Source organism: Empedobacter sp. R750 (assembly GCF_030324345.1).
In the GTDB taxonomy this organism is placed as follows: domain Bacteria; phylum Bacteroidota; class Bacteroidia; order Flavobacteriales; family Weeksellaceae; genus Empedobacter; species Empedobacter falsenii_C.
Genome location: NZ_JACAGF010000024.1, coordinates 1 through 20,358 on the forward strand (window position 1 = coordinate 1; position 20,358 = coordinate 20,358).

22 protein-coding genes are annotated in these 20,358 nt (G+C 31.2%); 14 read left to right on the top strand and 8 right to left on the bottom strand.

The genetic code is table 11. The annotated features are described in order from the left end of the window. Positions 1 to 221: 221 nt before the first annotated feature. Positions 222 to 1,079, bottom strand: coding sequence for an AraC family transcriptional regulator (locus HXZ74_RS16025; RefSeq protein WP_052217611.1), 858 nt, complete (start codon positions 1,077 to 1,079; stop codon positions 222 to 224). A gap of 146 nt (positions 1,080 to 1,225) precedes the next feature. On the opposite strand from HXZ74_RS16025, the gene dnaX reads away from it, so the two are divergent. The 3 genes from dnaX (at position 1,226) to HXZ74_RS16040 (ending at position 3,947) form a co-directional block, all read left to right on the top strand. Next, complete coding sequence (gene dnaX / locus HXZ74_RS16030) at positions 1,226 to 2,314, top strand: DNA polymerase III subunit gamma/tau (protein ID WP_038332686.1); 1,089 nt, start codon at positions 1,226 to 1,228, stop codon at positions 2,312 to 2,314. Positions 2,315 to 2,523: 209 nt separating this feature from the next. Beyond that, positions 2,524 to 2,955, top strand: coding sequence for a DUF8439 domain-containing protein (locus HXZ74_RS16035; protein ID WP_038332689.1), 432 nt, complete (start codon positions 2,524 to 2,526; stop codon positions 2,953 to 2,955). A gap of 41 nt (positions 2,956 to 2,996) precedes the next feature. Further along, the gene (locus HXZ74_RS16040) at positions 2,997 to 3,947 is read left to right on the top strand and encodes an FKBP-type peptidyl-prolyl cis-trans isomerase (protein WP_038332691.1); all 951 of its coding nucleotides are present in this window, start codon (positions 2,997 to 2,999) and stop codon (positions 3,945 to 3,947) included. Positions 3,948 to 4,015: 68 nt separating this feature from the next. On the opposite strand, the gene HXZ74_RS16045 is transcribed toward HXZ74_RS16040, so the two are convergent. From HXZ74_RS16045 to HXZ74_RS16060, 4 genes are all read right to left on the bottom strand, one after another. Then, a complete protein-coding gene (locus HXZ74_RS16045; protein WP_038332693.1) occupies positions 4,016 to 4,504 on the bottom strand; it encodes a TlpA family protein disulfide reductase in 489 nt (162 codons plus the stop codon). A 119-nt stretch (positions 4,505 to 4,623) separates the two neighbouring features. After that, positions 4,624 to 6,834: a TonB-dependent siderophore receptor gene (locus tag HXZ74_RS16050; RefSeq protein ID WP_115001823.1), complete on the bottom strand. Its 2,211-nt coding sequence runs from the start codon at positions 6,832 to 6,834 to the stop codon at positions 4,624 to 4,626. A 134-nt stretch (positions 6,835 to 6,968) separates the two neighbouring features. Beyond that, entirely contained in the window at positions 6,969 to 7,511 is a 543-nt protein-coding gene (locus HXZ74_RS16055; protein ID WP_115001821.1) for an RsmD family RNA methyltransferase, read from the bottom strand. Next, the gene (locus HXZ74_RS16060) at positions 7,487 to 8,278 is read right to left on the bottom strand and encodes a DUF3822 family protein (protein WP_038332697.1); all 792 of its coding nucleotides are present in this window, start codon (positions 8,276 to 8,278) and stop codon (positions 7,487 to 7,489) included. The genes HXZ74_RS16055 and HXZ74_RS16060 overlap by 25 nt, the downstream gene beginning before the upstream one ends. Positions 8,279 to 8,478: 200 nt before the next feature. On the opposite strand from HXZ74_RS16060, the gene kdsB reads away from it, so the two are divergent. The 10 genes from kdsB to HXZ74_RS16110 all read left to right on the top strand — a co-directional run bounded on the left by kdsB (position 8,479) and on the right by HXZ74_RS16110 (position 17,539). After that, positions 8,479 to 9,222: a 3-deoxy-manno-octulosonate cytidylyltransferase gene (gene kdsB / locus HXZ74_RS16065; RefSeq protein ID WP_280062078.1), complete on the top strand. Its 744-nt coding sequence runs from the start codon at positions 8,479 to 8,481 to the stop codon at positions 9,220 to 9,222. 144 nt (positions 9,223 to 9,366) lie between these two features. Further along, entirely contained in the window at positions 9,367 to 9,918 is a 552-nt protein-coding gene (locus tag HXZ74_RS16070; RefSeq protein ID WP_038332702.1) for an HNH endonuclease, read from the top strand. 79 nt (positions 9,919 to 9,997) lie between these two features. Then, positions 9,998 to 10,666: a LolA family protein gene (locus HXZ74_RS16075; RefSeq protein ID WP_260392500.1), complete on the top strand. Its 669-nt coding sequence runs from the start codon at positions 9,998 to 10,000 to the stop codon at positions 10,664 to 10,666. Between the two features lie 108 nt (positions 10,667 to 10,774). After that, positions 10,775 to 12,736 carry a transporter-like protein gene (locus HXZ74_RS16080; RefSeq protein ID WP_280062077.1) on the top strand — a complete coding sequence of 654 codons (1,962 nt, stop codon included), beginning with the start codon at positions 10,775 to 10,777 and terminating at the stop codon, positions 12,734 to 12,736. A gap of 6 nt (positions 12,737 to 12,742) precedes the next feature. Continuing rightward, on the top strand, positions 12,743 to 13,186 hold the full coding sequence (locus HXZ74_RS16085) for a deoxycytidylate deaminase (protein WP_286476311.1): 444 nt from the start codon (positions 12,743 to 12,745) through the stop codon (positions 13,184 to 13,186). Positions 13,187 to 13,193: 7 nt separating this feature from the next. After that, positions 13,194 to 14,777: a S41 family peptidase gene (locus tag HXZ74_RS16090; protein WP_280035451.1), complete on the top strand. Its 1,584-nt coding sequence runs from the start codon at positions 13,194 to 13,196 to the stop codon at positions 14,775 to 14,777. Further along, positions 14,778 to 15,665, top strand: coding sequence for a site-specific tyrosine recombinase XerD (gene xerD, locus HXZ74_RS16095; RefSeq protein WP_180905186.1), 888 nt, complete (start codon positions 14,778 to 14,780; stop codon positions 15,663 to 15,665). Between the two features lie 19 nt (positions 15,666 to 15,684). Continuing rightward, positions 15,685 to 16,203 (top strand): NUDIX hydrolase, encoded by a 519-nt coding sequence (locus tag HXZ74_RS16100; RefSeq protein WP_280062076.1) that lies wholly within the window; start codon positions 15,685 to 15,687, stop codon positions 16,201 to 16,203. 61 nt (positions 16,204 to 16,264) lie between these two features. Beyond that, the gene (locus HXZ74_RS16105) at positions 16,265 to 16,789 is read left to right on the top strand and encodes a DUF4136 domain-containing protein (protein WP_280062075.1); all 525 of its coding nucleotides are present in this window, start codon (positions 16,265 to 16,267) and stop codon (positions 16,787 to 16,789) included. 12 nt (positions 16,790 to 16,801) lie between these two features. After that, positions 16,802 to 17,539, top strand: coding sequence for a hypothetical protein (locus tag HXZ74_RS16110; RefSeq protein WP_280062074.1), 738 nt, complete (start codon positions 16,802 to 16,804; stop codon positions 17,537 to 17,539). A 43-nt stretch (positions 17,540 to 17,582) separates the two neighbouring features. On the opposite strand, the gene HXZ74_RS16115 is transcribed toward HXZ74_RS16110, so the two are convergent. The 3 genes from HXZ74_RS16115 to HXZ74_RS16125 all read right to left on the bottom strand — a co-directional run bounded on the left by HXZ74_RS16115 (position 17,583) and on the right by HXZ74_RS16125 (position 19,441). Next, positions 17,583 to 18,056 carry a GNAT family N-acetyltransferase gene (locus tag HXZ74_RS16115; protein ID WP_280062073.1) on the bottom strand — a complete coding sequence of 158 codons (474 nt, stop codon included), beginning with the start codon at positions 18,054 to 18,056 and terminating at the stop codon, positions 17,583 to 17,585. A gap of 82 nt (positions 18,057 to 18,138) precedes the next feature. After that, positions 18,139 to 18,666 (bottom strand): hypothetical protein, encoded by a 528-nt coding sequence (locus tag HXZ74_RS16120; protein ID WP_180905180.1) that lies wholly within the window; start codon positions 18,664 to 18,666, stop codon positions 18,139 to 18,141. Between the two features lie 10 nt (positions 18,667 to 18,676). Continuing rightward, the gene (locus HXZ74_RS16125; protein ID WP_286476313.1) at positions 18,677 to 19,441 is read right to left on the bottom strand and encodes an exodeoxyribonuclease III; all 765 of its coding nucleotides are present in this window, start codon (positions 19,439 to 19,441) and stop codon (positions 18,677 to 18,679) included. A gap of 113 nt (positions 19,442 to 19,554) precedes the next feature. Here HXZ74_RS16125 and HXZ74_RS16130 point away from each other — a divergent pair, with 113 nt between their 5' ends. Beyond that, positions 19,555 to 20,310: a head GIN domain-containing protein gene (locus tag HXZ74_RS16130; protein WP_280062072.1), complete on the top strand. Its 756-nt coding sequence runs from the start codon at positions 19,555 to 19,557 to the stop codon at positions 20,308 to 20,310. Positions 20,311 to 20,358 lie beyond the last annotated feature (48 nt).

Below are 20,358 nucleotides of genomic sequence, written 5' to 3' on the forward strand. Positions count from 1 at the left end.
ATTCACAGAATTTATGCACTAATTAAAAATCAAAATATTTATAAAAATAACTTGGTTTTGTCATAGAAATCAGAATGTGATAAAAGAATAGTTTCTAAAATTAATCTGAAAAATGGATTACCTGAAAAGTTTTTTCGAGAGTGTAAAAATGGAGAGGGAGATATTTATTCTTTAGATATGATTGATTAAACTATAAAGTATATTGTAAGATTTATAAATGATTAAAGATTTCGAAATTCTGATGGAGTAATATTAGTTTGCGCTTTGAAAAAGTTCGAAAAATAGGCGTGGTCAGTAAAACCTAAGTCAAAAGCAATTTCTTTGATGGATAAATCGCCTGATTTTAAAAGTCGTTTTGATTCAATAATAATTCGTTGTTGAATAAGTTGTGTAGCCGAAACTTTCAGATGTTTTTTGCATAAGATATTTAGGTAATTAGCCGAAATATGTAATTTCTCTGCATAAAAAACAACCGATTTTTCTTCCTTGTAAAATTCATCAATCAACATATTAAATTTCGCTAATCTCGGATTGGATTGATAAACTTTAAATTCCGTAAAAACTTGTTCCGCTTCTTTACTCACAATTGCTGCAATAACAGCTGCACGAGCGTTAATCAAATGAACCAATGAATTTTCAGATTTTAATTCTTCTTTTATGGCATTGAATTCATACATCAATTTCGAGAAAGCTTCGTCCGATAATTTTATAACTGGATGATTTTGATAATTAGTAAATGAAAAGCGGAAATAAGGCGCGAATTGTTCGAAAAATGAACGTTCAGTCATCAATTGATAACCAATTGTTCCATCATTTATTTGCCATTTATGCATCTGTCCAGGAAACAAAATATGAATTTCTTTGTCATCGATTGGATAATCTTTCGAATCAATATTATGCGTTCCAGAAGCTTTATCAAAAAGAATAATCACAAAAAAATCGTGCTTGTGTGGTTTATCTATATGTCGTTCGCCATGTAATTCATTAAACAACAATTCATCGCGACCAGCCAATTGTCCTTTTCGAAAACTTTGTATGCTGATAATAGGTACTGAATCTTGGTTTTCTGAATTTCGCATAAAATAAAAATGTGTTCAACAATCAAATGAATTGTTAGAAATATTACTTTTTTTGACTTGTGTAATTTATAAATAAAAATAGAATTAATTGATGAGGTTTGAAAGAATTTTTATTAGAAACTTAAAACTATTATATTTGCATTTGTATGGAAAATTTTGTTGTTTCAGCCAGAAAATATCGCCCGCTAAATTTTGAAGATGTAGTTGGACAAGCGTCTATTACAAATACTTTGGAGCAAGCGATAAAGTCAAATCAATTGCCACAAGCTCTTTTATTTTGTGGACCAAGAGGTGTTGGAAAAACAACATGTGCTCGAATTTTAGCTCGTAAAATCAACGAAGAAAATGGAGTAGAAGGTGATCAAGATTTTGCTTTCAATATTTTTGAGTTGGATGCGGCATCTAATAATTCGGTTGACGATATCAGAAATTTAATCGATCAAGTGCGTATAGTTCCTCAAATTGGGAAATATCGTGTCTACATTATTGATGAGGTTCATATGTTGTCAACAGCGGCTTTTAATGCATTTCTGAAAACGTTAGAAGAGCCACCAGCGCACGCTATTTTTATTTTGGCAACTACAGAAAAACACAAAATTATTCCTACTATTCTTTCTCGTTGTCAGATTTATGATTTCAAACGAATTGGAGTTGAAGACATCAAAGGGCATTTGAAAAATGTTGCTGAAAAAGAACAAGTAACTTTTGAAGATGATGCATTGCATTTGATTGCTCAAAAAGCTGATGGTGCATTACGTGATTCTTTGTCAATCTTTGATAGAATGTCAACTTTTACCAATAAAAATTTGACCTATTCTTCTGTTGCAGAAAACTTGAATGTATTAGATTACGATTACTATTTCAAGATGACAGATGCGTGTTTGGAAAATGATATTCCGCAAGCGATGTTGCAACTAAATGATATTTTGAACAAAGGTTTTGATGCTCATTTATTTATTTGTGGTTTGGGCGCTCATTTCCGAGATTTATTGATGGCGAAAACAGCTAATACAGTAAGTTTGTTGGAAGTTGGTGAGCGTATAAAAGCAAAATATTTGGAACATGCACAAAAATGTTCTGCAACGTTTTTATTTGGAGCAATCGAAATTTGTAATGAAGCAGATTTAAACTACAAATCGAGTAAGAATCCACGTTTAACCGTTGAAATTGCATTGATGCAGTTAGCTTCTTTAACGGCAGCAGAAAACGGACTTAAAAAAAAAAGTATAGGATAGTTCCGCCAACGTTTTATTTTTCTGAACAACAAACTTCTAAAATTGAAGTTCCTCAAATTCAGCAAAATAATTCTATTCCTCAAAATGGACAAACTCCACAGCAGGTAAATACACAACACGTTAAAACTTCGGTTTCAGAAGAAGTCAAAGAATATACGCGTGCTTCAAAACCAATTAGAACAAATGGTAATTCGTCGTTTAGTCTTAAGATGGTTTTGCCTGGTGCAAAAGTTGAAGAACATCAAGAAGAGATTTTACGAAATGATTTGCCTCGAGAAAAGTTTACATTGGATCAAGTAAAAGAAGGTTGGAAAAGATTTTTGGATCGATTAAAAATCGAACATAATATTCCGTCTTATAACGCTTTGATGACAACAGAACTTGGTTTGGAAGGTGATGAAATTATTTTCGAATTTACATCGCATTCATCAGAACAAGAGTTTGAGGAATATCGCGATCGAATCAGAAATAGTCTGAGAGCATTCCTTAAGAATCACTATTTTAGTATTCAGATTAAGTTTTCTGAGAAGGAAGCAACGAATCATATCTTATCAAACAAAGAGAAATTTGAGAAATTATCTGATAAAAACCCGATTTTGTTAAAATTAAAAGAAGAATTTGGTTTAGATTTGTATGATTAATGAAAGTTTCTTATTAAACTTGCAATAAATTTTTATAAATAATGAAAAAAGTTCTTTTAGGGATTTTTGTTGTTGCGTCGTTAGTGTCTTGTAACAAAGGAAAATCTGTAGACAAATTAGAAAGCGAAGATCAAAAAGCTTCTTATGCTTTCGGAACTGGTCTTGGTGAGCAAATCAAAGGTCTTGGAGGACGTTTAGTTGAAACTGATAGTATCAACTACGATCAATTAGAAAAAGGGATCCGCGATTACTTAAAAGCAGGTAAAGAAGGTAGAGAATCTTACGCGATTGGTCAACAAGTTGGTCAGCAAATTGAGACGGTTATTAACCAACAACAATTAGATCAAATGGACAAGGATATTATTGTTCAAGGGATTATGGATGTTGTACGTCACAAAAAATTGTTGATTACACAAGAAGCGGGAATGGGAATTTTAGATACGTATGCAAAGAATCACCAACAAAACTTGGTTAAGAAAAATGCAGACGAGTCTAAAAAATTAGTAGACGAGAAGAAAAAAGCTTCTGGTGCTAAAACAACTGCTTCTGGATTAGTTTATGTTGTAGAAAAAGAAGGAACAGGTGCTAAACCAAACATTAATAGTATTGTTAAAGTAAAATATACTGGTAAAATTTTAGCTACTGGTAAAACTTTTGATAGTACAGATAAAAACCCTGAAGCTAAAGGAGGTGTAGAATTTCCTTTGAATCAAGTTATTCCAGGATGGTCAGAAGGTTTACAATTAATGTCTAAAGGATCTAAATACAAATTCTATATTCCAGCTAACTTAGGTTACGGTGAAATGGGAGCTCCTGGAGGACAAATTGGACCAAACCAAGCATTAGAGTTCGAAGTAGAGTTAGTAGACTTTAAAGAAGGTCAACCAGCTCCACAAGGACAACCAGGTGCACAAGGAGGACAAGGTTTATCTGAAGAGCAAATCAAAGAGTTACAAAAACAATTCGAAGCTCAAGCACAACAAGGTAAATAATCATCGATTAGATATAACAAAAAATTCCACTCAATTGAGTGGAATTTTTTTATGGATTAATTTTTAAATTATTTCAAATATTTAAAAATTTGATTTGCTTCTACAGAACCTTTTTTGATGGTAACAAGATTTTGATCCTTGTCAAATAAATAAAATGTAGGAATAGAAGTTGGTTGAAATATTGGACCAAATTCGTAATTAGAATCATATAATAATTCTACATTTTTATTATTTACAAAATTAGGTGCGTGTTCTTTTAGGAAAGGGATAGCATCTTTCGCTTCGTATTCAGAAACTAAAATAATTTGAGTATTTTTTAAATGTTCTTCGTAATTATTGCTGAAATGATTCAAGGCTAATTGACAGTGAATACATGTTGGCGAATATAAAACGATCAACGTTTGTTTTCCTTTTTTGATGTCTTTTGAACTGAAAATTCCTTCGGATTGCATTTTAACGAAAGAAAATTCTGGAATAGATTTTATCGTATTTTCTGTTTGCGCAAATGTAAAAATTGAACAAAAGAATATAAATAAAGCAGTAATTTTTGTTTTCATGTTTTTAAGAAAAATTTTGACGGAAGTTAGTCAATTCTATCCAAAATAAAAACGACAGTTTATAAAACTGTCGTTTTCCTATTAAATAAATGCTAAAAATATGTTTAACTCTGAGAAAATTAGAATTTAAATACTACTTGTCCAGCCATGTTAAATGGATCGATTTGGTTGATGTAACCACCTCTGTAGTATGAATTGTATCCGATTTCGTCTGTAATATTATTGATGAATATACGGAAATCAAATTTACGAGTAGAATATCCAATTTGTGCATTAAGCGTTGTATATTCTGGCATCATAAATGGTTTTACACCAGGAGTAGTGTTATGAATAATTGTTTTCTTCGTGTATTCATTTACAGGTCTTTCTCCGACATAGTATGCTCCCACAGATAATGATATTCCGTCAACAAATGTATTTGTATTTTGGAATTTGTATTGAACCCATGCGTTTGCAGTATGTTTTGGAGCATTCATTGGAGCTGAACCATCCATGTAAGCAGGTGAGTGCTCATATTGTGTGTCTAAATATGCGTAACCTAATAAAACTTGAACATTTGGTAATGGACGACCAGAAATATCTAACTCAATTCCTTGACGTTTTAAATTACCTGCTAAACCATATAAGTTTTCTTTTGTAACAGGATCTGTTGCATTACTTCCATCTTCATTATAAATAGTATAAGAAAGATTTTTATTGTTCATATTGAAGTAAGTAAGGTTAGCACGTAAACGGTCATTGAACCAAGATGTTTTAACACCTGTTTCGAATTGATCAGTTTTAGAAGAACCTACACGTCCACCATTTTCTAATAAGTTCATTGCAGATCGTAAACTTGTACTAGTAGTCCATGAAGCAAAAAGATTTACACTTTTTGTTGGGGAAACCATTAATCCAATCATTGGATCAACTGCATTATCATGGTTACTGATTGAATACGAATAACGTAAAGATCCAATTACTTTAATGAAATCTTTATAAGATAAATGTTGTTGAGTCATGAAACCATAATAGTAGTTATATGTTGGGGTTCCAAAAGATCCTAATTCTAAATTTTTAAGTAAATCCGAAGATAGACTTACATTATTTTGAATCTCTTCAAAGATATTTGCTTGAGGTAAATAATATTTAGTTACCCCATTTTCTTTGTAACTTCCTATTCCTTTTGCACTTCTTGAAGTACTTCTATCATAAGAATAATCATATCCAACTTGCCATGACCATTTGAAGTCACTAAAGTTAAAATCTTTTCCCATCAAATCAGCTTGAATAGCTGTACTTCTATCATCATTATATGATCTACCTAATGTACGATCTAATATATTTAAATTATTTTTATCGCTTTTTACAAGAGAAGTTGATGTATTATCATTTGTAAAGTAAGAACCAAAATAAGCTACACGGAAGTTAATTTTATCAGTAATTTGACGATTAACCCAAGCAGAATATGTTAAATTTTCCATTTTGGTTTTATCGTATTGAGTACCTAAAAATTTATGACCCATATTAAATAATGCTTCTGTATCATCTGCTGCTAAATTAACAGTACCACGATCAGGAACACCATTCAAATTTAAATAATCCATTTGTACCACAACTTCTGTTTTATCATCTGGTCGCCATGCAAAAGAAGGATTTATATAATGTCTTTTTGTTTCAATTACATCTCTATAGCTTTCACCATATTGATATGCTCCATTCAAACGAAAAGCAAATTTCTTATTATTATCCAATACTTGTTGCATATCAAAAGTTGCTCTAACATTGTTCCAACTTCCATAACGTAAACCTACTTCTTTTTCGTTATTGAATCGAGGAGTTTTTGTGACAATATTGATTACACCACCAGCAGAACCTAATCCTGTAGCAATACCTTGTGTAATAGAGGCTGCACCTTTTATAACTTGAATAGATTCCACTCCTTGCATATCACTTATTGCAGAAGCTGTACGGAAATCAGAGTCCATACGAACACCATTTTTTAAGACTGGAGTTCCTCTATATCCACGAATAGACATAGATTCTTTATAACCACCATAGTTTCCAAATAATGTAACACCTGGGACATTACGAGCAGCATCCGTAATAGTAAGAGCCCCTTGTTCTTCAATTAATTTTTCTGAAATTGTAGAAATTGATTGAACTTGATCTTGAGGATTCCCTGGAAAACGTGTAATCATTTCTAATCCACGTTGTTTTTTTGCTCTATCTCCAAAGATTTCTACTTCTTGTAGATTACTTACTGTATCTTTTTTTTCTTTCTCTTGTGCGAAGGCAGTAGAAAAACTTAGAATAGTAAGTGTAGCTAGTAAAAGTTTATTCCTTTTCATATGTTATATATATTTATTCTAAATAAAATTAATGATGCAAATTTAATTAGACTTAGTATAAATAAAAAAAAGAAATCGACTGATAGATATCATCTATCAGTCGATTTTGTTAAATATTTTAAGAAAATGTAGGTTTACTCGAAAAAAGAGAAGTGTACGTTTCCGTATTTTTTGTGTTGTACAAAGTTTGGATGCTCTTCAAAAGAAATGCTTGATGGATGTTCTAAAACAAAATTTCCACCTTCTTCTAACCACTGATTATCGATTACCAAATTTGGGATTTTTTTGTAAGTTTCTACATCCAAATCGTAAGGAGGATCAGCAAAAATAATATCAAATTTCTTTATAGGTTGTTTGTTCAAATATTTAATGACATCACTTTTTACAGTAGAAATAACATCATCTAATTTTAATTGTTTCGCTGTTTCGTCCAAAAATTTTACACAACCATAGAAATTATCAACCGAAGTTACTTTTTTTGCTCCACGCGAAGCAAATTCTAATGAAATACTTCCTATTCCAGAGAATAAATCTAAAACGGTAATTTCGTCGAAATACCATTCGTTGTTTAAGATATTAAATAAAGCTTCTTTCGCGAAGTCTGTTGTTGGGCGCACCGGTAAGTTAGTTGGTGCTGTGATTCTTTTTCCTTTTAATGTTCCTGAAATGATTCGCATTCGAATAATTTATATAATGTAAAATATTGCCCAAGTTGCTTGTCTGCTTCGTTAAACGAAATATGACGCACATATTTTTGTAAAGTTTCGTAATAATTTGGCGAATTCAAGATATCACCAAAAGCATACAACGAAACGGTATTTGGACTAATATTTAATTGATTTAATGTATACAAAATGTAAAACAAAAAGTCTTCTTTCGTTTTTGTTTCAAATAGATTATAAAAAATAAATTCTCCATTGCTTAACACACAAACTTCTAATTTTTGATGCATTAAATTGATATAAATTTCATCGTTTTTAGAATTAATCATTCCATAATCTACCAAGAATTTACCCGAATGATATAAACGCGCATTTTGCAAGTTCGGTAACGAAAGCAAAATATCTTTTAGCGGATAATGAATATTGTAGATAATTGAAGCATCTACATTTTCCAAAGGACAATCAATCGCTAATTTTACGGGACTATAGTTAGAAAGTGATAACAATTCCTCGAAAGGTTTGTGTGCAAACTGATTTGGAACAACATTTACAGTTGTCGACAAAAAACAAATGTGCACATAATCATATTCTTGTAACAAAGTCAAATTAGAACGCAATTCATGTTCAATCTCAATTTCCGTTTTGTTAAGATTTGTAAAATCTACCGAATAGTCATACACATCCGAGTACGAAGTCGTTTCCCCGTCGGTTGTTTTGGTAATATAACTAAGCATATCGTGAGATAGTAAAATCGCTAACGAACGTTGAGTTGTTTTTGACATAAATTTTTCTTTATCCTTGAATTTTTAACTCGCTGATTAAGATGTATATTAATCCTAATGAAATCAAAAATAACAAAATTTTGAAAGCAATCTTCATACAGAAAATTTATTTTAGCAAAGATACTATAATTATTTTGTTGATTAAAGAAGCATTTCAGCCGAATCTATTTTAAATTTACAGAAATTTGAAATTAAAAATTGTGAAAAAAATAGCCGTAATTCCAGCTCGTTATGCAGCAACACGTTTTCCAGGTAAATTGATGCAACAATTGGGCAATAAAACTGTGATAAGAATGACGTACGAAAATGTTGTTGCAACCAATTTGTTTGACGATGTTTTTGTGGTGACAGATTCTGATTTAATTTTTGATGAAATTGTTTCGCACAACGGAAAAGCAATCATGAGTATCAAAGATCATGAAACGGGAAGCGATAGAATTGCAGAAGCTATACAAGATATAGAATGTGATATTATCTTGAATGTGCAAGGTGATGAACCATTTGTGAACGAAAAAGCGTTGGCAGATATTTTATCCTCTTTTGATGGAGAAATGGGAAAAACTGTAGATGTGGCGACTTTAAAAGAATCCATTATAAAAGAAGAAGATATCAACAATCCTAATTTTGTGAAAGTGGTCACTGATATCAACGATTTTGCGCTTTATTTTTCGCGTTCAGCAATTCCATTTGCTCGTGAAACCAATTTTACACCAAATTATTTTCGTCATTTAGGGATTTATGCGTTTAGAAAAGAAGCTTTATTGAAGTTTTCAACACTTGAAATGCGTCAAAATGAGCGTGCAGAAAAATTAGAACAATTGCGTTATTTGGAATATGGAATGAAGATTAAAGTAATTGAAACCGAATCGATAGGAGTTGGAATTGATACTCCAGAAGATTTAGAACGTGCAAAAAAGTACTTATCCACTATTGTTAAAAAATAATCTTTAAACTTTTTATGATTTATATTTGCCCTAAAATCAGCTATACTTGACGTGTAAATGAAATAATTAAGTTAATTAATATTTAAAAAATTATTTCGGTATGAATGTTGTTGTAAAATGGAGTAAATAAGTAAAATAGTGATTATGAGTGATTCATGGAAAGAATACGAAGCAGAAGGATTAATTGAAAAAAGATCCTTTTTAGTTTCAAAAGATGGTCTTGTAAAAAAATTATACACAGGACAAGATAAATACAAAATCTTAGAAGGAGCGATTAACAACGGTTATCGTGCGATTTGGGTAACAAAAGCAGACGGAAAACGTACGGCTAAATATGTACATAAAATGGTTGCCGAAACTTTTTTACCAAATAAAGATAATAAAGAATATGTAGTGCATTTGGATCATAACAAATTAAACAACGCAATGGATAATTTGAAATGGGCAACATTGGACGAATGGAAAGAGCACAATAAGGATTTATTTAGAATGATGAAAGGACGTTCTCGTTTAGACAGTATTCCAAATAGTAAGTTGACAGAAGCACAAGTAATTCGTCTGAAAAAGAAATTAATTGATCCAAATAGAAAAACAAAAATTTCTACACTAGCAAAACAATTTAATATTTCTCAAGGTCAGGTTTACCGTATCTTAAGAGGAGAAAATTGGGCGCATATAGAAGTTAAAAAAGACTAAAAGACAATATTTCTTTACAGAACTTTAAATTAGTTTTTATATCTTGTTCGACAGATTGTTAAAAATTAAAAAAGTTCTTATGTCGAAATTGACGTTTAGTGCGCTTATGATTTCATTATTTTCTGTGACTACATTTGCACAAAATGCAGAGAAAATAATCGAAACTCATATTCAAAAAACAGGAGGTGAAGCAGCTTGGAATAATTTGAACAGTATTATCCTAAAAGGAGAAGCCATTATAAATGTTGGAGATTCTTACCCAATGATTGTTTATCATCAACGCCCTTACAACAAAAAAGTAGTGTTTGTGATGAATGGAAAAGAAATCTTGAACGAAGGATATGATGGTAGAATGGGATGGACATACAGCGAAGTTGCGAAGAAAAATGTAGCTGTAAAAGATTATAAACCAGACTCTTTTGACTCTGATGTATTGAAATACAAACAAAAAGGATTTAAGGTAAAATACTTAGGTATAGATAAATACGATCAAAATAATAGTTGTTATAAAATCGAATTAACAAAAAATGCGAATTCAACAGTTTATTGTTTTGACAAAAATTCTTACGAAATTGTAATGGAGAAAAATAAAGATGAAACACTTTATTACTCTAATTTCAAAAATTACAATGGATTATCTTTCGCTACCAAAGTTGTGGGGAAACCTACAGAGGGAGGAGAATATGTGATTAAATTTAATGACATAAAAATCAACCCAGCAATAGATAAGAAAAATTTTAAATTCTAAATATATAAAAAGTGGTTCATCAAGAATCACTTTTTTATTTCTGTTGATTTATACTGCTTAGGTAGTATAAGTTTTTTACTTTTGTACTCTGAATGAAGAAATTAAAATATGGCTTTAGACTCTATATTTGATCAAAATAAAAAATACGAGAAGAGCTTTTTTCTAAGATTATTAGAGAAAGCAAGAAAAGATTATCCAGATTCAATTTCTTTTATAGATGATCTAATTTCTAAACTTCAAAATAACCCTACATATCGATTAATTTTTCGCGAAGAACTTCAAAATACATTCGGGAAAATCAATTTTGTTAGCTATTTAGTAGATAGTGGAATTCATCTGGAAGATAATTTATTATCCATTTTTCGAAAGAAAATAATGGATTCTCTTTTACCAGATATCGAAGATAATAATGAATTAACTTCTGTGGTAAATGAGATTTTTTATAATTCGAAAAACTTATCAGCAATCCGAATTATTCCAAGAGATCGTTGGCGAAAATTTTTCGAAGTATTGTATCAAGATATCGAACCAGATAATTTTAAAGGAAACGTTAACAATATTCAGAATCAGCTTTTACAAGCAATTTCTATTTTGACGGTTCGTATTACTGGTGGGTTTTCGGACAAAGAAATGATGCGTTACAGTAACGAGGTTAATTATCTTGATAATCCATTCTCTAAACTTTCGATGCAGATTAGTAACATTATCGAAAATCCGCAAGCTGGATTTGATATGTTAGAGATTAAAGAAAGTATTTCTAAGTGTAAACATTTGTTAAATGATATTTTAACGCAAAAAGATTACAAAGGAATTTCATTGAAAGTTGCATCAAAAATCAATCGTTTGCAACAACAATTGGTTCGTTTACAAACAATTTTAAATAGTTATAATGAACTAAGATTACATGGAATAATTTCTTTCTATAGTCTTGCAACAAAGAAATGGGTTGAATTTTATGCACCAAAGAATTTTATGAGTAATCAGTTAGGTTCTACGGTTTATTTAATCACTTTCTTAGTTACTTATCATAATGGTAAAACGGGGGAAAAATATATTACGCAGACAGCCAAAGAGTATAATAAGATGTTTTGGACAGCTTGTGGAGGTGGTTTTATTGTTTCTTTTTTGTGTTTTATCAAAACCGGAATTGGAAATATACATGATACATCGCCACTGTTTAAAGCGTTTTTCTTTAGTGTTAATTACGCTGTTGGTTTCTGTACGATTTATTTGACACATATGACACTTGCTACAAAACAGCCTTCTATGACTGCGGCTCGTTTAGCTCGTTCGCTTGTGCCGACTTCAGGTTCTGAACTGAATGTGAAAGATTTTACAACTTTATTTGCACAATTAGTAAGAAGCCAAATGATTGCTTTTTTAGGAAATGTTGTTGCTGGTTTTGTTGTATCATTAGGAATATTTTATTTACTGAACGAAATCTTAGGATTAGAAGTTTTAAAATATTCTAAAGCTTATCATTATTGGGAAGAATTGGTGACAATGGATTGGCATATTTTTTACTTTGGAGCAATTGCTGGAGTCTTCTTATTCCTTTCAGGATTAATTTCGGGAATAACAATTAATAATCAACGTTTTCATAATATTCCAGAACGTATTTATAATCATCCCATTTTGAAGAAATCATTTTCAGAACGTAGACGAAGAAGAATTTCGAATTGGTTTGAGAAAAATATGGGTGGAGTTGTAGGTAATGTTGCATTCGGTTTTATGATGGGATGTGCTTTTTTGATTGGTGATTTTACTGGTCAACCTTTCGATATTCGACACATTACTTTCGTTTCAGGAAACTTCGCGATTGGTATTGGAGGAATGGGTTATCATTTTGATATTGGACCAATGATTATTGGTTTTATTGCAATTTTTATGGTAGGTTGGAGCAACTTCTTAGTTAGTTTTATCTTATCATTATTAATGGCAATGCGATCTAATAATATTCCTTTTTATAAGATTTTTACAATGATTTCACATACATTAAAAGCATTTTTCCGAAATCCATTACCATTTTTTATTCCGCCTTTATGGACAAAAAACAAAGAAGAAGCTTAGTTAGAAATGGAAACAAACTTAGAAAAACAATTACGTTACGATAAAGCTTATCTTAAAATGGCTTTTGAATGGGCGAATCTATCCTATTGCGAGCGCAAAAAAGTTGGTGCAATTATTGTTAAAAATCGAATGATTATTTCTGATGGTTATAATGGTACGCCAAGTGGTTTTGAGAACAAATGCGAGGATGAAGAGGGGAATACAAAATGGCATGTTTTGCACGCTGAAGCAAATGCAATTCTAAAATGTGCAACTTCTACACAATCTGCAGAAGGAGCGACATTGTATATCACACTTTCGCCTTGTACAGATTGTAGTAAACTTATTTTGCAAGCAGGTATAAAGCGCATCGTTTACATTCAACAATACAAAGACCTTTCTGGGTTAGAGTTTTTAGAAAAATCAGGAATTACAATTCGACAAATTACAGAAGAAGAATTATACATTTAGCATTTCAATGAGAAGTTTTTTCAAGGTTATTAATATCGTATTAGTTGTGATGATTATTTTCTTAATCGGTTTTATGGTTGGGAAAAAATACGACTTTGCGTTCGATGAAAACAAGGATATTGTAGGTTTGCAATATTCGGATAACGAACAAAAAATTCGTCGATTAGTTTCTTTGATTGACAATGAATATGTGAACGATGTTAATTCGGATAGTTTGGTTGATGATGCGATTCATTATATGGTTGCCAAGCTAGATCCACATAGTACATATATCGACAAAGCTTCTGTACAAAAGGCGGAAGAACAATTGAAAGGTGAATTTGTTGGAATTGGAATTCAATTTCGCACAATGAATGACACCATTGTTGTTGAACGTACGTTGCCAGGAACGAAAAATTATGGCAAACTAGAATTTGGAGATCAATTAGTTGCTGCAGATAATCAATCTTTGGTTGCAAAAGATAATAAAACGATTGAAGGTTTATTGAAAGGAAAAAAGGGTTCGGAAGTTAAATTATCTGTTATTCGCGATCAAAAACCAATTTCTGTTACGCTAAATCGTACGATTGTACCAATTCCTACGGTTACTGGAAAACATATGTTAACGAAAGATATTGGTTATCTTAAATTGACTCGTTTTTCCGAAAATTCTGCAAATGAAGTTCACGAAGGTTTACAAAATTTATTGGATCAAGGAATGAAAACTTTGGTGTTTGATTTACGTGGAAATCCAGGTGGAATCATGCATATTGCCGAAGAGATTGCCGATGAATTTTTAACGAAAAACGAATTGATTGTTTACACACAAGACAAACAAAAACGTAAAAAATATATTTACGCTACAAATAAAGGTCTTTTCGAACAAGGAAAAATTTACGTCTTAATGGACGAAAATTCTGCTTCTTCGAGTGAGATTGTTGCGGGAGCGTTACAAGATTATGGACGCGGAATTATCGTTGGTCGTCGTTCGTTTGGTAAAGGTTTGGTGCAACGCGAGATTAATTTAGGCGATGATACCAAAGTTCGTTTGACTGTTGCTAATTATTACACGCCTTCTGGTCGATCTATTCAAAAACCATTTGATAAAAAAACAGCGAAATATAGTGACGATTTATACAAACGATTAAAGTCGGGTGAATTATACAGTAAAGATTCAATCAAAATCAATAAAGATTTAGAGTTTACAGCACCTTCAGGTAAAAAAGTCTACGGCGGTGGTGGAATTATTCCTGATGAGTTTGTTGCATTAGATACAAATTCGGTTTCGAATTGGTTGTATTATAATCAAGATACAAATTATTTTAATGATTTTTTATTCAAGAAAATTTATTCAATTCACGATTTTTTCATGTTTCATAACGAAGCAATTTATTTGAAATATTTCAGTGCTGGAATGTATAGAAATGAGTTTTTAGGTGTTTTAGGAATTCCTTCAAATGAGTTTAACCCTGTCTTTTCAACAACTGTTGATAACTACATGAAAGCCACAATTGCTGGAACTTTATATGGTTCGCGTGCATTTTATCAAGTTTGGATGCCCGAAGATGAAATGATAAAGCGTATTTTTGAACTTGAAAAAATAACGAAGTAAATGCTGTGGAAAGATGCTTTGTATGACTATCAAATGTATCTGAAATTAGAAAAAAGAGTTTCTGCTAATACAATTGAAGGTTATCTACGCGATATTCAAAAATTAATTAATTATTCTGATAAACAACCTTTAGATTATTCGCAAGATGATTTGAGGGATTTTGTACACGATTTTGCATCGAGCGAATATAGCGTGCGTTCACAAGCGCGTGTGATTTCTGGCTTGAAAAGCTTTTTTGGCTACTTACAACTCGAAGATTTTAGAGAAGATAATCCGACTTCTTTGCTCGAAACTCCAAAAATTGGGATGAAACTTCCTGATGTACTTTCTGAAAAAGAAATTGATAAAATGATTGAAGTAATTGATTTATCAAAACCAGAAGGACAGCGCAATCGTGCGATTATAGAAGTGCTTTATGGATGCGGTTTGCGTGTTTCGGAATTGATAAATCTCAAAATTTCTGATCTTTTTTTTGATGATGGTTTTATTCGTGTCATTGGGAAAGGAAACAAACAAAGACTGGTTCCGATTAGCGATTATACGATAAAATATATTAACTTGTACAAAGAAAGTATTCGTATTCATCTTCCTATACAAGCTGGTTTCGAAGATTTTTTGTTCTTAAATAGACGAGGTAAAAACCTTACACGTGTGATGATTTTTACAATCGTGAAAGAATTATCGATAATTGCTGGAGTTAAAAAAACAATTAGTCCGCATACATTTCGCCATTCTTTTGCGACTCATTTATTGAAAAATGGAGCAGATCTTCGTGCAATTCAGTTAATGTTGGGACACGAAAGTATTACGACGACTGAAATTTATACGCATGTTGATCAAGAATTTATTCGAGATGCGATTATCAAATTTCATCCAAGAAATAAATAATAATCATTAACCTAAAAAGATGATAAAATCGTTTAAATTTTGTCCAAATTGTGGACATTCTATCGATCATTTTGATTTTAGAAAAATGTCGTGCAACAATTGTGATTTGGTTTATTATCAAAATGTAGCAGCTGCTGTGGCGGTTATTCTAAAAAAAGAAGATAAAATCCTTTTTACAGTTCGAAATAGAGAACCAAAGAAAGGAATGTTAGATTTGGCTGGAGGTTTTACAGACCCAAATGAATCGGCAGAAAGAACGTGTCAACGAGAGATTGAGGAAGAATTAGGAATTAAAATTCAGTTAGAGAATTTTAAGTATTTTCTTTCTCAACCTAATACATACGAGTACAAAGAAGTTCCATATAAAACGTGTGATTTAGCATTTATTGCTGATTTTCCTGATGAAGAAATTACGCTTGAAAAAGATGAAATTGCAGAAGTAAAGTGGGTTTCTATTAACGAAATTAATTTAGACGAGATTGGTTTTTATTCGTTGAGAAAAGTGGTGGAAATTTATATTAATTCTTTGAATAACTAATGCGATGTTGAAACGAGTTCAACAGGACTTGTTTTAGATACGTATTTTAAAAATACAAATAATGAAAAAAATACTTTTACTAAGTGCGTTATTTTTAACAATTGTTTCATGTAGCACGCAAAATATAGCTGTAGATTATGACCGAGATTTTGATTTTGAAACAAATAGAACATATTCTTTTACGCAAACAGGAAATTTAGGTTTGAATGATTTAGATTCTGCCAGATTATATTCGTCGATCGAAAAAGGAATGTTGTACAGAGGTTTTCAGAAATCGAATGAAGGAAGTTTAACGTTAGACGTGAAGCCTGAAGAGTTTGTTTCGAAACAACAAAATTCAAATGTAGGAATTGGAATGGGAACGGGTGGTTATGGTTTTGGAGGTGGAGTTTCGGTTGGAATTCCGATTATGTCTCAAAAATTAAATCAAAATTATACGATTTCGATGAAGGATGAGGGAAGATTAGTTTGGGAAGGAACCTTGAAAATTCAAATGCCCTTGAAAGCTTCTCCAGAAGTTCGTGCAGCGAATATTCAGAAAGGTGTAACGAAATTGTTGCAAAAATTTCCACCTAAAAAGAAATAAAACAATAGTTTGATGAAAATTTGTTATACGGTATTTCTTTGTTTAATATTTCAGTTTTGTTTTGGACAAATTAATGATTTTGAAGGTCTTTCGAATCATGAAGATTATTCATCATATCGTCAAGTTGTATTCAAAAGTTTTATGGGGTCAACTACTGAATATAATTTAAAGGAAAGTAGAGTGACAGATTTAATCTTTTATTTTTCTAAAGATAATATAGTTAGAAAAGAATCTTTTATTTATGATACGATAGGTAATTTAATAAGCGTAAATAATTATAATATAGCTAATAATGAACTTTTGTATCAAACAAATTATATCTTGAAGTATGATGATTTAGGTAGAATTTTAGAGAAAGATAAAAAAAACTATATTTATAAAGGAGCTTCTAAATTACCAGAAAAAATAACAACTCTTTATCCTGAAGTTGAAGATTCTGCTTTTAATTTAAAAAAAGAATTTTTATATGATGATTTGGGAAATGTAAAATCAGTTAAAAATTATTATACCCAAAATCAATTGCAAGTTGATATTGAACAATATCAGTATGATAAATTTCAAAATGTAGTCAAACTTGAAAGGAAAAGTATTCCAGAAAAAGAGTATCCAATAATTATGATTGGAGGTTATAATAAACATCGAACTGAAGAGTTTGAGTATGTTTATAATCAGAAACAACTATGGATAAAAAAGTATAGAGTAGTTGATGGAAAAAAGACATTGATTGCAGAAAGAGAATTTTTTCATTAAAAAAAGCCTTGATAAAATAACTTACCAAGGCTTTTTTTATTTTTTATAATTTGAAAATTAATTCGTTTTCTTCTGATTGTTGAAGTTTAGATTTTTGTAAAAGTTTCAATGTTTCAGGTTGATTTGCATTTGCTTTAGCAGCTATTTTATCTAATTTCAATTCATTTTTTGCATAATCTACAATGGCGTTTAGAACCTCTGTTCCGTATCCTTTGTTTTGAAATTTACGTTTCAAACGAATGTTGATAACTGCGCCATATTTCGTTTGACGCAAACCTCCCCAACCAACAAATCGTCCGCTTTTTTTCTCGTGAACACCCCAAAGACCAAAACCATGTTCTTGGTAATGTTTCTCCATATTTTCGATAAAAAACTTCGCTTCGTCTTCAGATTTATATGGTTTTTCGTTGACGATTTTCATCAATTCTTTGTCAGAATTTAATTGAAATAATTCGAATGCATCAATCTCAAAAAACTCTCGTAAGACCAAACTTTTTGTTTCGCAAATAACTTTCATTAAAACTTTTTAGTTGTTGCAAAGTTACTTCGATTTGGAGAATAAAAAAAGTCTTACATTTTGGTGTAAGACTTTTTATTGCTTATTTTTTTGTTCCAGTTTTTGCTGGAGTTGTTGTTTTAGGAGGCGTAGCTGTTGCTTCCGAAACCTTTTGATTAATCTCTTGTGTTAAGATTTGTCTTTTTAGATTAAAGATTTCAGTATCTTTTTGATCAATCTTAGCGTCCAAATCTTTTACTTTTTGAGTCAAATCAGCAACTTGTTTTTCTTTTTCATTCAATTGAGTATAGAAAAGTTTTGATTTTTCTCCAGAACTATTCAAAGCAGAATATAATTCTTGCAAATTAGTATCGTGCTCTTTTTGAGCCATTCTAATCATAGATTGTGCATTTGATAAAGCTGTATCTTTGATGTATAATTCGCTTTTTGTTTTTGCTAAATCTTTTTCAAGATTCTCGATTTTCAAATTCGCTAATGTCAATTCTTTAGATGTATTCGATTGATCGTCTAAAGCTTTGTAATAATTAGCTTCCAATTCTTGGTGTTGTTTCTGAGGAACGCAACTTGCAATTGCAAAAAGAGCGAAACAACAAAGTACAATTTTTTTCATTTATATAATCTTAAACGTCTAATTCTAATAAAACAGGACAATGATCTGAGTGCTTCGCATCTGGTAAAATCGTTGCTCGTATCATATTTTTTTCTAATGTATTACTCACCATATTGTAATCGATTCTCCAACCTTTGTTATTATTGCGCGCATTTGCACGGTAAGACCACCACGAATAATGATGAGGTTCTTTTACAAAATAACGAAAAGAATCGATCATATTACATTCATCAAGAAAAGCAGTCATCCATTCTCTTTCGACAGGTAAAAAACCAGAAACTTTCGCATTACGAACAGGGTCGTGAATATCAATTGCTTCGTGACAAATGTTATAATCGCCACAAATTACAATGTTTGGATGAGAGATTTTAAGTTCTTTGACATAATCTTTAAAATCTTCGCAAAATTGTAATTTAAAATCTAATCGATCAATATTTGTTCCACTTGGCAAATACAAACTAATTACCGAAACATTGTCAAAATCAAGTCTCAAAACGCGACCTTCTCTGTCAATATAATCTATTCCAGTTCCTATTTGTACATGATTTGGTTTTATTTTCGAGAAAATAGCCACTCCGCTGTATCCTTTTTTCTCGGCAGCATGCCAATAAATGTGATAACCCAATTCCTCAAAAGGTTTTGTGTCCACTTGTTCTTGCATAGCTTTTGTTTCTTGAATACATAAAACATCTGGTTGTGCAGCCTCTAACCATTCAACCAAACCTTTTGTCATCGCAGCGCGAATTCCATTTACATTGTAACTGATGATTTTCATAGTTAGCGAAATTACTAAATATTTATGACGGATTGATTTAGAATGATAAATAAAGTGAATATTTTTTGTAACTTTTTAGAAGTTAATGCGTCTATATAATAAAAGACATCTATATGAAATACATTTTTCTTCCAATTTTAATATTCAGTTCGTTAGGATTTGCGAGTTGTTCGGTCGATTTAAATTCTAAATCACCAGCTTCTAATTATTTAGATCGAGTAGAAGCGAGTAGTAATACAGTTACGGAAACGCGTAAAGTTGCTTCTTTTGAAGGGATTGACGTAAGTAGTGCAATAAGTGTTACAGTTGAGGATGGTAATTATAATGGTCAAATTTCTGTTGAAGCACCAGATAATATTATGAATAGAATCACGACTGAAGTGAAGAATGGTGTTTTGGTGATGAAAATTAATGGAACAGTAAATTTGAAAAATTCTTCTATTAAAATTAAATTCTCACATCAAAAATTACGTTCATTTAATCTTTCTGGAGCAACGAATGTAACGGTTTTACCAACGCAAAAAGTAGAAAAAATGGCGGTTGATTTATCAGGAGCAAGTAATTTGAAATTAGACGTTGTTTCTAACTCTATTTCGGTTGATAATTCTGGTGCCTCAAGTATGAAAATTTCTGGAAATGTACAGGATTTAAATATTTCGGTTTCGGGAGCTTCTTCATTTGTTGGAAAAGAATTGAAAGCTGCGAATGTAGTGGTTGATTGTTCAGGAGCAAGTTCTACAACAGTTTGGGCCGTGAATAGTTTGACTGCTGATAGTTCTGGAGCGAGTTCTGTTCGTTATGTAGACGAAAATGGCTTGAAAACTAAAGTGAGTACTTCGGGAATGTCTTCTATCAAAAGAATAAACTAATAGTTTTTTGTTTAAAACTATATTACGTTAATATTTAGTACTACAAAA